A 15,054-nucleotide genomic window follows, 5' to 3' on the forward strand; every position below is an offset into this window, starting at 1 on the left:
TCTCAAACTAGCCAAGCATATTCAATACTTTCGATTTCTAGTTGCCTGAATTACTTTATAATACGCAGGGACGGTACCACCTTATTGGATCTCCAGCTAAAACAGAAATTATTCCATTCACTATTTCTTTTCCACCACCTATAGGATTATAAATTCCAACAATTCTAGGAGTAGTTTTTGTATTAACCTCATCGTAAAGAACAGCTTTAATTGATCCAAGAGAAAGTATGGCATTTTGAATAGTAGTCTGATTTATTTCGCTGGGGAGAGGTAATGAAGTCGCTACATTCTCTCCAGTTATTCCAAGGGTTTGAATTGTCAACGACCCAGTTAGTTTCCCAGCCTCTGCAGCAACAGCTAAGGCACCTAAGCTGGACAGGTTCACCTCACCTTTCGTTACTTTGACTGATGCCGTCATACGTAAACCCACTCCGATGTACACAGGAACAATTACCAGATCGCCTAAATCTTCATTCTTGACAAATTCTTTATTATTCTCTTCACAAAATGGGTTAATCCTCGGAGCGGCAGACACAACATATCTTGTTGGTAATTTAAGTGAGTCAGCATATAATGGAACTCTATCCCCTTTATTTGTAACTCTTTTCACATAAATCGGAAGCTGGGTGGCGTCAACGCTAATGTAGTCGAGGACTACTTGGTAGCTGTTATTCTTATAACCAATTGTAGCCGGCCCGAAGGAGCCAGAGGCCTCCCCATCTAAATGAGTGACAGCAAGTCGAACTGCTTGATCAGGAAGTGATTCTATAAGCTTTTTGTAGTTTTCTTCATGCGATGATCCCTCACAACTTCCTGGACAACTTCTCCCCGGCTCTTGAAAAACAGGAAGTGGATCGATAGGGATATAGGTATAAGCAGAGTTTTCCTCGCCCATAGTTTGCGGCAAGTTTTGTAATCCTTTACATCCTGCAGTTAGGACTAGAAGAGGAACAAGGTATAATGTGAACTTTTTCATGATTTAGGCACTTATTTATTCTAATTTTAAAACTTAAATTAATGACATCTCAACAAGACACCTAGTTTTCAAATGTCCGCTCATAAACTTCTTAAATTCAATTAACTCAAGCTTCCCAAATGAACTTGTCTCCTATAGCAAACTCACTCTTGAAAGTTTCTGAATAGGTCCAGTAAGCATATTTCAATCAGGCCTTAGCAGAAAAATCAATTTAATTGCATCCGGATTTAAGCCCGAATAAAAGTAAAAGTTGGTTTAATCTGACTCTCCATATCTCGATCATCGAGGAAGCAAAATCATGTTTCAAAAATTGATCAAAAACAGGAGATACTCGCTGCTACTAAAAGACTCCTTCAAGAAAATGAATTCTTTTAACAAAAAAAATACCCTGTACAGGGTATTTTTGTATTTAAAAAGAAAAAATTGAACGTATCAATGCCTTGTATGTTTCTGATCCCCCCTAATAATACTACTCTTTAAAAACTCATTTACATCCTCATAGCCTTGATAACGATACCTTTGATCGGTCACTTGTGTCTGGGATCTCCATATTCCTTCAACATCTCTAGTACTGATTTTGAGAGTCGAAATCAGCTTCCCAAATTTATCTCTGGCACCCTTTAGCATATTCAGGTCCCAATGGGTAGAAATTGCATTGCTGCGGCAATAATGGTACAATTGGACTGCTTTCATGAAAAACCCCGTGTACTTTTCACCAGTGGCATCATTATCCAAATAAAGGTCCACCCCCTCATTCTCTTTCAAAATATCCAGCATTAACCGTAAACTGAGATTGGTTGTACTATTCAAAATGATGGCTTTAAAATTTGTGGCTCCAGAAAGCTTTAAGTAACTCAGAAAGCAAAACCAACCTTCAAAGATCTTTGTCCTTTTTGGTTCCCCTAAAACTTGAACAGATATTCCTCCTCCCATAATATTCCCATTAAAAATGGAAGATCTAAGCACCCATCCTCCAGACTCATTGGGAAAACCTACAGCGAAGTAATTCTTTTCCTTATTGTTCCAATGTACCCCACTCGGCGTAGTCGAATTATTGCTAAGGACTGGGTGAAATTTGAAATTGGCCTAAGATCATAAACTTTTTCTCACTGGCATATCAGAATATTCTAGATGATATTAAAGCGTAGTTAAAAAACTACTCTTAGGCTAATTCTATACCTAGACGGGCCCAGAAAGATTTGCCGACGACCAAAAACTAATCTAAAACCTAAAAGTAGAAATCGAACGCCTCAACGCTGAAAACAAACTTTACCGTGAACTCCTAGATTCCAAACTCAAGATGATAGCTACTTTGGAGGAGAGGTTTGGGAAGGTGTAGATGGATTAGTATTACCGGTACAACGATTAAATAAATATGGCACATGCTATTAGCCGCTTTAAAATTTAGGAGATTTATAATGTTTTCCGGGGTTTTCCTGGGTGAACCAACGTCTACTGCTTTCATATTGCGTAGTTCTGCCATTATAAGATTTTTTAAATTGATCCATTGCAGCTCTGAATTGTCCTAGAATTAGTACAGCATCACTATTTGTGGGTAATCCATCTTCATCAAGCAGGTCAAGAAATTCAATAGTTGGTTGATTTTTTAAAATTTCCTTAAGTTGATCCAAAACACGGTTAATCATTTTTATTTTAAGCTTATTCAGTGCTTCGTCAGGTTTCTTTTTTGACAGTTCTTTTGTCTCAAGTATCAATGAATTTATCAATTCTGAAAGTATATTATATTTCTTAACTGTTGCTTCGTTTGGAAGATCTAAATTTTCAATTTTCTTAGCCATCACTTGATTTTATTTGGTTCTGAAGTCTTAATGTCTGATTTTTTGCCATCAATAACCCAAAACCAATAATAGACATTCTTACTTCCTTCTATTTTCTTGTCGTAGTAGATATTATCTGATCTTAATTTTTCAAAGCAGTTTAAATATTGAGAAATAATAAATGTTACATCGCTGTTTGTGGGCACATCGTTTTCGTCAAACTCTTTAAATGAATCAAATGGCTTATAATTATCACCTAAAATAGTGTTGGATTCATTTACTACTTCATTGATAAACTTTAATTTGAACTTATTCACACCATCGTTTGGAGATTTTTTGGCAAGCATGCCAATTTCAGATAAAAGACCTTCTAACTGACTTTGATATTTTTCAAAATTATCGACTTCCTTCTTAGTCATATCTTTCGAGGTTTATGAGGGGCAATTTCTTGTAAATTCAATATATCTCTTTTTTAATACATCGATAGGTAAACGTTGATTCCCGCTATAAAGAGTGTTCATCATTTTTATATCTTCATCCGTTAGTACTAAAATGCATTTCCTTTGTCCAGACCATAAGTCAATAATATTTTTTGTAACTTTTTTTGGTGGTTCATTTCTAGTAACCAATACTCCAAACCTGCCAAATTGATCTTTTAAATACCTGTTTAATTGATCGACATGATCGTTATTCAACTCCTTTACGTTCTTGAGTTCAAAAACAATTTGTCGACAATCGTATTTTTGAAATATCTCTTCCAAGAAGTCATAAGACTTATTATTATAGAATACTAAGTCTCTAATGCTTACACCACTGATTGTTCTACTCTGTTCTTGGGCAAAATCTAATTGAGGATAAAAAACAGTCGCCAGCAATGGACAAGCATTATCTTCAAATTTCATATCCGCATTGTCGGTCTTTCCAGTTGGCAATTTTAGAATAGTTGAAGCCTTCTTGGAAACAGAAGTTTTTGAAATCGGCTTAAAGATTGGGTCATTCTTACAGTTCGCCTGTTGCTGTTCTCTGATTCTGAGATAAGTTTCAACTACATCATAATTGTGTCTATTGTAATTGAGCAATGGAATTCGTTCCTTTTCACCGTTCTCATCAATTTCTTTGATATAAAAATTGGAATAGTAATCGTCAAAATTGATCCACGGGATTGATCTGATCCATCGTTTTGGGATTAAGAGAATTGGATCTCCCTTCTCAGGGTTTATGGGAAGATGGGTTTGTTCTGATACAATCTTATTCTTCCGATAATCATAAATTGAATCAAGCGTTACCTTTTGAATTGGGATGCCATATTTTTCGCATTGCTCAATTGTATAGTCCACTAAAAAAGACTTGATGAAACTACATGTGAAATCACTTATTCTGTCTCGTGAAATTCCATCAACAAACAATTGAATACTCTCAAAATGGACAAAACCAGATTGGTTTACTTGGGGAATTGACTTGAATAAACTTAATATGTCATTCGCTGTTTTTTCACCTATTGGTTTACCAATTCGGGTTTTGGAATTACCTAGCCCTACCTCGTTGCACTCGCTCGTCCGAATCAATATTTCAATAGCCTCACTTTCTTTTCCCTTATTTAGTAAATATCCTAGGTTGTTAAATGAATTGATAGTTGCAGTGTGAAGTGAATTGTCCTGCATAGAAGGTGATTTCCAAAGTAGAAATGGATCCACATAAAGAGGAATGTCTTCATTGAGATAGGGAATAGCGAAATCAACCTCCTCTTGAGTGAAAGGGATATTATGATAATCGTTAATTCTTGGTCGAATTATTCCCATTGGCAAGTATTTCAGCTATCGATTGTAAATTCCAAAGGATATATCTCTCCATTTTGGGCAGATATCCTTAGCTAGCTAGAGACCTTTCTCACTTATCAGGTACTCATATTTATCTCACTTATACCTTAAAGATGCGTTTTAAATAAATGGCGCTACCAAGAAAAGGATTAATCCAAACAAAAAAAATACCCTGTACTGGGTATTTTTATATATAAAACGAGAAAAACTGAATGAATCACTGCCTAATTTGATTCTGATTTCCAGTGACAACATGAGGCTTCAAAACCTCATTCAAATCCTCAAATCCCTTATATCGATACCTTTGATCGGTGACTTCAGTTTGGAAACTCCATATTCCGACAACATCTCTAGAGCTGATTTTGAGAGTTGATATCAGCTTCCCAAATTTATCATGGCTACCCTTTAGCTTATTCAAATCCCAATCAGTAGAAATTGCATTGCTGCGACAATAATGGTACAGTTGGGCTGCTTTCATGAAAAAGTTCGTGTACTTCTCACCGGTGGCATCATTATCCAGGTAAAGATCTACCACCTCAAATTCTGCTAAAACATCCATGATCAGACTTAATTTCAAATTGACACTACTATTCAAAATAACGGCCTTGAAATCAGTTGCTCCTGACAACTTCAGATAACTCAGAAAGTCAAACCAACCTTCAAAGATCTTTGTCCTATCAGGAGTTCCAAGAACCTGGATAGAAATACCTCCTCCTAAGATATTCCCTTTGAAAATAGAAGATCTAAGCACCCATCCACCAGACTCATTGGGAAAACCAACAGCGAAGTACTTCTTCCCTTTATTTCCCCAATGTACTTCCTTAGCGAAATCTGAAATCTCATCAGGTTCTAGTCCCCTGGTTCGTATATAATTTACCAAAGCCGGATGAGAAACCTTCTTCACACTTTCAATCTTAATCTTCGGAGCAGCCTTATGCTTATTCTTTGGAACCACTGTTCTCTCTGTTGGCAAATCAGAAAGTTGCTCAATTGACTGGGCAAAGGTTTTATTCTCGAAAACCTGAACAGCTTCCAAAACATCCCCTCCTCTTCCTGCAGAATGGTCATACCACACATTAGTTCGATGATCCACAGCAATGGAACCGGTCCTCTGTGAGAGAAAACCAAAGAAATGCTCCTTTCCTTGCATACCTTCATATTTCAGCGCTCCGGCACTCACTAAGCCTTGGAAGTATTCTATAATAGAGAAGTCCTTTTTTATTCGATTTGCTTCATGTTTTAAATCAGAATAATTCATGGTTGTTTGTGTTTAAGTGTTTTTACTTTTGAAAAAGACAATTGATTTACAGCCACTTGAAATCAGTAGCTTTTTTCTCTTTTGCTGGCATTTGATAGAAATACATCAAAAAGAAAAGGAAGGGTAGGAGGTATAGGAATTCGTACGGCTCGTACACCTCGTACCCCTCGTACAGTACGATTCGTTCGAATCCGACTATTCCTCGATTTCAGCCTGTTTTAGCCACTTTCGCACGGCTCCTTCTGACACACCCAATTCCATGGCGATTTTCACATTCGAATAGCCACTCTCTTTCAGTTCAAAGGCTTTATTCTTTACTTGGGCTTTATCAGCTGCATCGAAGTGCTTGAGATGCTCTGACTCTTTGCCATATTCTAAAAATTTGAAAGAGCTGAAATTTGACTCTTTACCGATTTTGCATACTACTACATTCTCAGAGGGAAATTGAAATGCTCCGTAACGGACTTTAATCTGTTTCAGATATTTAATCGAAGGATCTTTTTGACTCTCCCCAACTGCGAAACAGGAATCGATAAGATTGATAAAACTCTTACTTCCCTGAATATCATTCCTACTAATGGGAGCAAACAAATTCCTCTTGGGAGTATGGGCAATTAACAAAATCGACCAGCCATACATCTTCTTTAGGTTGTTTAGCCGAATCAGAAACGGTGTAGTATTCTTTGCTTTTTCATTGTCAGAAATGACACAGGACAGATTATCGATCACCAGAATCTTTGCCCCAGACTCAGTGGTCTGGTTTTCAATCTCACGAAAAAGAAAGGATTCATAATCCTCTACAGAAACATCATAGCCATAGGGATTGATTTCAGCTCTTAAAAATTGTTCACTGAATTCGAAATGGTCAAACAGGATGTCTTTATCCTTATCGTGTTGGGCATATCGCATTTCGAATTGCTTGGCTGTCAATTCCAGGTCAAAGTAAATTACCTTGGACTCAGGAAGCTCCATTTCTAGGCCCAGCGTCGAAGTGCCTTTTGTCACACTATCGATGATCTGAACAGCTAGCAGTGATTTACCCTGATTCGTATCGGCAAATAGGATACAGAGTTCTTCTTTATACCAAAATGGGCCAAATATCTTTTTGGGGATGGGTTTGCTTTTGGCTTCATCGATCCACTGGTTAGCGGTTTTGATGGTTAAAAATTCACCATTTTTGGGAGCCTTTGAATTAGGTTTTTGATTTAATAAGGTCATACTTTTTGGCATTAAGATTCCAGGCAACATTATTCCAAATGCTGCTATTAATTGTTTAAGAATAAATTGAATAGATCAGTTGATCACCAAGAGTTGGTGCTGATTCGGGAGAGATGAAAAAGATGGGAGATCAGTCTTGCCTAAGTTGACTTTGATTGAAAGTTTTACCAATTTAGTACACACTTTTAATAACAGAAGGTTAAAAGACAACTTGGAAATGCCCACTGGCTTTTTCAAAAAAAGGAAAGGATGGCCGTCCTTTCCTTTTTAATTTTCAAACTCTCCAGCATAAAATCTTTCCACCTCTCTCTGGTGGATAAAGCGTCTTTTCCCTCTGAACATGGAGCGGAATTCCTCTCCTCTAGATTCAGAAACGGACTCCATTTTGGAAATGGAGTAATGTGATTTCACACCTGTAGCCTCCATAAATTCTTGAAGCGAAAGCCATTCATTTTTGATTGACTTTTCGGAATCCCCCGAACTCATCTTTGCGATTTTCTCTTCCAGCTTGTTAAACTTTTCTTCAAGCCATTTTTGGCTAACAGCTGAAAACGGAATAAAAGTGTCTTGATTCATCTTGTTTTGAGTTTGATTTACTCAAATATAGGCAAAAAATATGAAATCGGTCACTAGTGTCCGATATTTTAAAGAATTAAATAGTAATTGGCTTCAAATTATAAAAATGGTGCATTTCTACATCGAATTTCTCATTCAGCCATTTTCTCAAACTAGAAGAAACTTCTTCTCCTTCTTCACCTGCCATTCTGAATTGTAGCCGAGTTACCTCAGGCCAATTAAGAGACTTGTATTCTAAATAGTAATCAAAGACTTCGTTGACTGCAGGGATATTCATAATCTTACCAAAAAGCGCCGGATCCAGATAACGTAAAGCAGAAATGAACCGAATTGGTCCAGCCACTTCGTACAACTCAGCTATATCCTGATTGATACTCCAAAGGATCTCCTTTATCTCTCTATCCTCAAAAATGGAATCAAAATAGTCAACAATTTTTTCTAAGGTCACCTTTTCATAAGCTTCATTTACTATCATTGATGGTGTAAACTCTACTTCCAAAGTATCCTCAAAGTAATCGCGAAGCATTTCAATATAGTTGACCTCCTCCTTTATGATTCTAGATACTTCACGGTCTAGGGCACCAAGGCCTCCATCATGATCCTTTACAAATTTCATCCCGATCCTAGACGCAAATTTGGTTTTGACATTCTTATATCGAACCATGACGTACAGTGGAAATCCGGTGGAAGATTTGCCAATCTTTTCCAGCTCCTTGCCATGGTAATGTTTGATAGCCAGCTTGCTTTTCTTTTGCATAGTTACCTTTGAATGAAAGAAAGAATTCTGTTGTAGGATTCAACCGTCCTTCGTTCAGTATAATACTTTTTTAAAACCGATCCCGGTGAGTGACCAAAAATCATCCTAATATCATTATCATCCATTCCCAAGCGATCAGTCCAGGTACCAAAGGTCTTTCTTCCTACTTTATTGGAAAGCACATCAGTAAAACCAATCCGTTCTGCAAGGACTTTTAAATGCTGGTTGAACTTCTGTTCAGATATTGCAACACTATTAGGGAAAATCATTTCATCATCCTCAACGTAATACTTTTTGACGATCTGCTTAGCTGTGTCATTCAAAGGAATCCAGAATTCCTCACCGTTTTTCTTTCGCTCACCCTGAAGCACTAAGTGATTTGGATTTTCTTTCAGCAAGTTACGGTCAAATCCTTTTTCATTGCTAATAGCGATCAAATCATTGTAATAAAGCGCGGTATTGCACAGCAAAATGAAAATATCTCTGGTGATTTCAAGCCTTCTCTCTTTTCTGTCAAATTTCAACTCTAAAAGTTTCTTATACTGTTCATCATTCACGTAGATGATTTTATCAGGTCTTTTATTGGAATCTATATCAATTCCTTCAAAAATCCGCTTCCTGAAAGGAACGGTGTACTGGTCACAGTATTCTCTATAGATAACCTTCAATCTATCTAAATACTTGGCAACTGTGGTATCTGAATTGATTTCTGTCTGATCACTTCTCATGAAATCCACAAATTCCAGCACGTAGTTTTCGTCAATATCAGCCATGACAGAAGTCTTCTTGAAAGATTCAATCAACTTTCTCAAGGTTACATATACTTTCTTTGTGCCAGCTACCTTTTTGGAAGTAGCTCCAAAGTTGATAGAATAATCAATGAATTCGGAAACTTTATCACTGGCTCCAGGGGCATGAACACCATTCACTCCCTTTAGCTTTTTCCCTTGATACTTTACCAAGTAAACATTTTTCAACTTTTCCGCAGTCAGTATTTCGTTGCGTTTATAAAAATCCTGGATAATCCCTTTGAGTCTATGAATCTCCCTAGCGATGACCCTATTGTGAAATTCAGCATACTGATATTGACTATTTACCCATTTGGTTGGTTTGCCTGACCAAGCATTTTTAGGAATTTTCTCAAGTTTGAGATTAATGTAATGTCGAACTTTCCAATTTATGCACAAATAAATCCCCTGTCCACCTGAAGAGGGAATTGCTTTAGGGTTTAATACAGCAGAAATTTTGATATCAATCATGCCCCAAAATAGTCACAATAAAGAGCGGAGCAAAAAGACTATAAAAAACTGGGACAAAAACTGGGACAATATCTGGGACAAAAACTGGGACAAAATCATCCGAATTTAACAGAATCAAATAGATTCCAAATAATGCTAAACCCCTGAAAAACAAAAAACTCCGAACAATTTTAACATTGTCCGGAGTTACCAAGTAGCGGGAACAGGACTCGAACCTGTGACCTTCGGGTTATGAGCCCGACGAGCTACCAACTGCTCCATCCCGCGATATGTCTTTGCTTGATGAGTTCCGATGAGCTACCTCCCGATAGCTATCGGGATGCTCCATCCCGCGATATATTTTTAAAGCTTTAAGCTTCTTTTTTCTTATCTAAATCTGCCCTTCTGGCTAATTGTGATACAAAAGTAGGCGTTTTATTTTGAAATGCAAACCTACACCAAGAAAAATATTTGGAAGACCTGACTGTAAATTACCTTTTCAGCTCATATTCCTTGGACTGTACAAGCATCGAATCAGTAGCAGGCATTTGTCTATCAACCGTTTAGAACAGTCCTAAAACAGGAAAGACTGAGACTACTAAATACCAAATTTTATTTTGCCAAATCACTTTAAACTTCCAGACTGTCTAAAAATCAAGTACCTTTGTAAAAAATTTCTACAATGGATACAGCAAAACATCAAGCAGGCTTCGTCAACATCATAGGAAAACCAAATGTGGGCAAGTCTACATTGATGAATATCCTTGTAGGTGAACGGCTTTCGATCATTACTTCTAAAGCCCAAACCACCCGTCATAGGATAATTGGACTTACAAATGCCGATAATTATCAAATAGTTTTTTCGGACACACCCGGCATGCTGAAGCCTCAGTACGAACTTCAGAAGAACATGATGAGCTTCGTAAACATCTCTCTTGAAGATGCGGACATCATTCTATTTGTCACAGACCTATACGAGACAGCAAATGACATCGAGCACGTTATCGAAAAAATCAACGAGTCTGGCGTTCCAGTTCTATTGGTCATCAATAAGATTGATTTAGCCAAACCTGGTCAGCTGGAAGAAATAACTACCTATTGGACTTCTAGAATTAAGTCTGAGCTGGTTATTCCGATTTCTGCTGGCGAGAAGTTCAATACCGAAAAAATCATGCAGGAGATTCTCGATAGACTGCCAGAGCATCCGGCGTTTTATGACAAAGCGGAACTTTCTGATCGCTCTGAACGGTTCTTTGCCTCTGAGATTATTCGTGAGAAAATCTTTGAGAATTACAAAAAAGAAATACCCTACAGCTCTGAAGTCTCCATTGAGGATTTCAAGGTGAAGAAGAATATCATCAGTGTGCGTGCAATTATCTATGTAGAAAGAGATAGCCAAAAAGGCATCATCATAGGAGATAAAGGAGCGGCACTGAAAAAAGTGGGAATCCAAGCCCGTGAAGAACTAGAAAAGTTCTTCGGAAAAAAAGTCTTTCTTGAAACCTTCGTGAAGGTGGAACAAGACTGGAGAAAAAATAAACTGAAACTGAAAAAATTTGGGTACGACCCAACCTGATCATGGCAAATATAGTAGCGATAGTAGGTAGACCTAATGTGGGTAAATCCACTCTTTTCAACCGACTGGTAGAAGAGCGCAAGGCAATTGAAGACAATATGAGTGGAGTAACCCGTGATCGTCACTACGGGCATGCTCAGTGGTCAGGCAAATTCTTCTCGGTGATTGACACCGGCGGATATGTGACCGGCTCTGAGGACATGTATGAGGCGGAGATTCGTAAGCAGGTGAAGCTTGCCATAGAGGAAGCAGATGTAATACTTTTCATTGTGGATTGCCATACGGGTCTTACAGATTTGGACAGTGAATTTGCCAAAGAACTTAGAAGTAGCAAGAAGCCTATTTTTGTCGTTGCTAATAAAGCTGACAATCAGGAAAGAAGCTTTGCCGCCCATGAGTTTTACTCTCTGGGAGTAAGTGATTTTGAAGTGTTCCCAATCGCTTCTGCCAGTGGAAGTGGCACAGGAGAGCTTCTGGATGAAATGATTACTCATTTCGAAGATGTGGGAGACGAAGACCCAGATGCTGACACTCCAAAGATTTCGATTCTTGGAAGACCAAACGTGGGTAAATCATCTTTCTTAAATGCCCTCATCGGCAAAGACCGCTCTATTGTCACCAACGAAGCAGGTACGACAAGGGATTCTATTCACACACGCTACCAGCTTTTTGGACAGGATTTCATCATCACCGATACTGCCGGAATCAGAAAGAAATCCAAGGTAACAGAAGATGTAGAGTTCTACTCTGTCATGCGCTCCTTGAGAACACTTGAAGAGTCTGATGTTGTTATGGTGATGGTAGATGCTACTCGTGGTCTTGAATCTCAAGATATGAACTTGATCTCCCTCGCCATCAAGAATAATAAAGGCGTGATGATAATGGTAAACAAGTGGGATTTGATCGAAAAGGATCATAAAACCATGGGAAAAATCAAAGACGACATGATGGAGAAATTGGGTGAAAATAAATGGATCCCAATCATCTTCACATCAGTGACAGAAAAGCAAAGAATTTTCCAAGCTATTGAGTTGGCGGTGAAAGTGTATGAAAATAAAACTCGTCGCATCACCACATCCAAACTTAATGATTTGATGCTTGCTGAAATCGAAAGATATCCACCACCAGCATGGAAAGGAAAGTATATTAAAATCAAATATTCTACCCAACTCCCTACTAAAAATCCGGTGTTTGCATTCTTCTGCAACCTGCCACAATATATCAAATCACCTTACACGAGATACCTCGAAAACCGCCTCCGCGAACACTTTGACTTCGAAGGAGTTCCGGTAAAAATCATTTATAAAAACAAATAAAATATATTTGAACGGTTGTTGTTTTATTGATCAAAGTAGTAATACATTTGCAGCGTAATTAAGAAAAACACAACAAATGAAAAAAGTATTTGCAATTTTCGCAATCGCTAGCATGTTCGCTGTAGCTTCATGCGGTAACAAAGAAGTAAAAGAAGAAGGTACTGAAACTATCGAGGTAGTAGAAGAGACCGTTGTAGAGGAAGAAGTAATCATTATCGATGAGGCTGACTCAACTGTAGTAGTTGAAGAAGTTGTTGAGGTAGTTGAGTCTGTGAACTAATTCACACCTTCCTTAAATGAATTGAGTCCCGTATTCGCGGGACTCTTTTTTTTGTACTTTTCGAAATGAGCGGTTCAGAACAACTAAGACAAGTCTTAATAACAAAACTCCCTGAGGCAGCTGTCAATTATGCTGTTGAACTTTGGGAGCAAGAACCCTTTTCTTTTAAGACTACTGCTACTCGCAAATCTAAACTTGGAGACTTTAGATACCGTAGAGATAGGCAAACCCAAACGATCACAATCAATGCGGATCTCAATCCCTATCAATTCCTGCTCACTTATATACATGAAGTAGCACATCTTCATGCCTTTGTGAGGTTTGGTATCGATATCGCACCGCATGGCGCTGAGTGGAAATCAACTTTTCAACAATTACTATTTCCTATCCTCTCTACCAAATTTTTCCCAATTGACTTGCTCATCCCCTTGCGCAAGCACATGAAGAACCCGAAAGCAAGTTCGGCAGCTGATCTTTTTCTGATGAAGGAAATGAGCAAATACGATGAACCAAGCCTCAACCAAGAAGCTCTTTTTCTATCTGATTTGAAACCTGGAAATCGATTTTTGCTTTCTGGGCGTGAATTTGAAAAAGGAGAAACAAGAAGAACTCGTGTATTATGCCAGGAAATCAAATCTGGAAAAAAGTATCTGATCGCTCAATTGGCTAAGGTAAAGTTGATTGCTTAATTCAGTCTCGCTCCTCTCCGATCTGGTTGTCTGGCTGAGAAAAATCCTTTGGCTGAGGCAGATCTTTAATGGAGTTTATCCCAAAGTATTCCATAAACTTCGCAGAAGTGCCATACAAAATTGGCCTTCCAAGACCCTCTGATTTGCCCTTGATATCTACTAGCTCTTTTTCTAACAACTTCTGGACAGAGTAATCACTATTTACCCCTCTGATCTGCTCAATATCGCCTTTGGTTACAGGCTGCTTGTATGCGATGATAGACAAGGTCTCCAACTGTGCCGTAGAAAGTCTTTTCTGAGACTGCTGGCGCAAAAGAATCCCGATGGAAGTTTGATAGGCAGGCTTGGTCAAGAACTGATACCCTCCACCCAAATGCTCCAACTGAAAAGAAAACTCCTCCGACTGGTATTTTTCGCTCAATTGATCAATCGCCTGATCTACATGATCAGCGGGGATTTCCGCCTCAAACATTTCAGTAAGACACTTGACTATCTCCGCCTTGGGCAAAGGTGTGGGAGCACAAAAAATCAATGCTTCAATATGCCGGTGAAGAAAATCCAAGGCTTATCTCTGAGCAAGTTTGGCTTCAATAGACTGCATGGTATGCGGCACAGCCATTAATCGCTCTTTTGAGATCAACTTACCTGTATCCACACATACACCATAAGTACCGTTTTTGATGCGGATCAGTGCATTCTCAAGATTGATAATAAACTTCTGTTGTCTTGCTGCCAATTGATTCTGACTCTCTCTTTCTAAAGTATCGGCTCCGTCTTCCAGCAATTTGGAAGTAGATGCAGTGTAACCTGTACCCGAATCATTTCTCTTGCTCAATGACTCTTTCAGTACATTCAATTCCTCTTTCGCACTTTGAAGTTTCTTCAAGATGATTTCCTCGAATTCTTTTAATTCTTCCGGAGAATATGCGGTCTTTTCTTCCTTGCTCATAGCCAGCTAAAATTAAGTAATAGTATTGGGACGATTCTTTCTAGAATTTGTTCCCTAAAATACACCTACGCATTGGAATTACAAGAATTCCTAGCATTGCTTTTACTTGAAAATTATGTCTAATTGATGATTTTAAGCCTTTTCAGGTTGAAGCTTTGCTAGCGAAAACCATGAGTAAGTTTAGTAATAAATGCTCTTGGCGAAGAGTGTCACTCTACCTGAATTTTTCAAAAAGCTGATAATCAAAACAGTAGAACTCGCCATACTTGATATTGACTTTCAATCCATCAAGAAGAGCTCCTGACAAATGGTATGTTCTCAGATAAAGCTAGAACATGTTCTTTTTAGAAAAAAAAATCCTAGTCTCACGATTAAAACCGCGGAGCAAAGCAGTGAACATTCTCTACTGGCTGGCACATAAAAAAAACCGTCAAGCGACGGCTTTTTCTTCAAGTATCATTTTCTTCAATCTCGTCTGCAGAACCAAGAGGTCTGCATCGATCCGATACTTCATATTCAAATACTGAGAGACCTCCTTGAGGTCTTTGCCATTCTGCAGGTGAATCGTCTGCAAGGCTTGAGTGATTAGGTCTTTTTCCATGGTTTTGGGGCGTTAAGCTTCTTAA

At 38.2% G+C, this 15,054-nt stretch carries 17 protein-coding genes and 1 tRNA gene; 4 read left to right on the plus strand and 14 right to left on the minus strand.

Features of this window, described 5'->3' with window-relative positions:
* Positions 1-55: 55 nt before the first annotated feature.
* The 11 genes from LV85_RS09010 to LV85_RS09060 form a co-directional block, all read right to left on the minus strand.
* Positions 56-976 (minus strand): hypothetical protein, encoded by a 921-nt coding sequence (locus LV85_RS09010; protein WP_111318529.1) that lies wholly within the window; start codon positions 974-976, stop codon positions 56-58.
* Positions 977-1,408: 432 nt separating this feature from the next.
* Positions 1,409-1,909, minus strand: coding sequence for a toprim domain-containing protein (locus LV85_RS22460; protein ID WP_111318531.1), 501 nt, complete (start codon positions 1,907-1,909; stop codon positions 1,409-1,411).
* 464 nt (positions 1,910-2,373) lie between these two features.
* Positions 2,374-2,775 (minus strand): hypothetical protein, encoded by a 402-nt coding sequence (locus tag LV85_RS09020; protein ID WP_111318534.1) that lies wholly within the window; start codon positions 2,773-2,775, stop codon positions 2,374-2,376.
* Positions 2,775-3,173 carry a hypothetical protein gene (locus LV85_RS09025; protein ID WP_111318536.1) on the minus strand — a complete coding sequence of 133 codons (399 nt, stop codon included), beginning with the start codon at positions 3,171-3,173 and terminating at the stop codon, positions 2,775-2,777. The genes LV85_RS09020 and LV85_RS09025 overlap by 1 nt, the downstream gene beginning before the upstream one ends.
* Before the next feature lie 12 nt (positions 3,174-3,185).
* On the minus strand, positions 3,186-4,415 hold the full coding sequence (locus tag LV85_RS09030) for a hypothetical protein (RefSeq protein WP_211318397.1): 1,230 nt from the start codon (positions 4,413-4,415) through the stop codon (positions 3,186-3,188).
* A gap of 373 nt (positions 4,416-4,788) precedes the next feature.
* Complete coding sequence (locus tag LV85_RS09035) at positions 4,789-5,829, minus strand: toprim domain-containing protein (RefSeq protein WP_111318540.1); 1,041 nt, start codon at positions 5,827-5,829, stop codon at positions 4,789-4,791.
* A gap of 195 nt (positions 5,830-6,024) precedes the next feature.
* Positions 6,025-7,047 (minus strand): AAA family ATPase, encoded by a 1,023-nt coding sequence (locus LV85_RS09040; protein ID WP_158531161.1) that lies wholly within the window; start codon positions 7,045-7,047, stop codon positions 6,025-6,027.
* A 267-nt stretch (positions 7,048-7,314) separates the two neighbouring features.
* Positions 7,315-7,623 carry a hypothetical protein gene (locus LV85_RS09045; RefSeq protein WP_111318544.1) on the minus strand — a complete coding sequence of 103 codons (309 nt, stop codon included), beginning with the start codon at positions 7,621-7,623 and terminating at the stop codon, positions 7,315-7,317.
* Positions 7,624-7,699: 76 nt separating this feature from the next.
* Positions 7,700-8,380, minus strand: coding sequence for a hypothetical protein (locus LV85_RS09050; protein ID WP_111318546.1), 681 nt, complete (start codon positions 8,378-8,380; stop codon positions 7,700-7,702).
* 2 nt (positions 8,381-8,382) lie between these two features.
* Positions 8,383-9,639 carry a tyrosine-type recombinase/integrase gene (locus LV85_RS09055; protein WP_111318548.1) on the minus strand — a complete coding sequence of 419 codons (1,257 nt, stop codon included), beginning with the start codon at positions 9,637-9,639 and terminating at the stop codon, positions 8,383-8,385.
* Between the two features lie 194 nt (positions 9,640-9,833).
* Positions 9,834-9,906 (minus strand) — tRNA-Met (locus tag LV85_RS09060).
* A 394-nt stretch (positions 9,907-10,300) separates the two neighbouring features.
* On the opposite strand from LV85_RS09060, the gene era reads away from it, so the two are divergent.
* From era to LV85_RS09080, 4 genes are all read left to right on the plus strand, one after another.
* A complete protein-coding gene (era, locus tag LV85_RS09065) occupies positions 10,301-11,194 on the plus strand; it encodes a GTPase Era (protein ID WP_111318550.1) in 894 nt (297 codons plus the stop codon).
* Between the two features lie 2 nt (positions 11,195-11,196).
* The gene (der, locus tag LV85_RS09070) at positions 11,197-12,510 is read left to right on the plus strand and encodes a ribosome biogenesis GTPase Der (RefSeq protein WP_111318552.1); all 1,314 of its coding nucleotides are present in this window, start codon (positions 11,197-11,199) and stop codon (positions 12,508-12,510) included.
* Positions 12,511-12,586: 76 nt separating this feature from the next.
* Positions 12,587-12,790, plus strand: a complete 204-nt coding sequence (locus tag LV85_RS09075) for a hypothetical protein (RefSeq protein ID WP_111318554.1) — start codon at positions 12,587-12,589, stop codon at positions 12,788-12,790.
* Between the two features lie 65 nt (positions 12,791-12,855).
* On the plus strand, positions 12,856-13,479 hold the full coding sequence (locus LV85_RS09080) for a SprT-like domain-containing protein (RefSeq protein ID WP_111318556.1): 624 nt from the start codon (positions 12,856-12,858) through the stop codon (positions 13,477-13,479).
* A gap of 1 nt (position 13,480) precedes the next feature.
* Here LV85_RS09080 and scpB read toward each other — a convergent pair whose 3' ends face one another.
* The 3 genes from scpB to LV85_RS22055 form a co-directional block, all read right to left on the minus strand.
* A complete protein-coding gene (gene scpB, locus LV85_RS09085; protein ID WP_111318558.1) occupies positions 13,481-14,041 on the minus strand; it encodes an SMC-Scp complex subunit ScpB in 561 nt (186 codons plus the stop codon).
* Between the two features lie 3 nt (positions 14,042-14,044).
* On the minus strand, positions 14,045-14,428 hold the full coding sequence (locus tag LV85_RS09090; RefSeq protein WP_111318560.1) for a TraR/DksA family transcriptional regulator: 384 nt from the start codon (positions 14,426-14,428) through the stop codon (positions 14,045-14,047).
* A 430-nt stretch (positions 14,429-14,858) separates the two neighbouring features.
* Entirely contained in the window at positions 14,859-15,029 is a 171-nt protein-coding gene (locus LV85_RS22055) for a hypothetical protein (protein ID WP_158531162.1), read from the minus strand.
* Between the last annotated feature and the right edge of the window lie 25 nt (positions 15,030-15,054).

The sequence above is a fragment of the Algoriphagus chordae genome (assembly GCF_003254055.1).
GTDB classification, from domain to species: domain Bacteria; phylum Bacteroidota; class Bacteroidia; order Cytophagales; family Cyclobacteriaceae; genus Algoriphagus; species Algoriphagus chordae.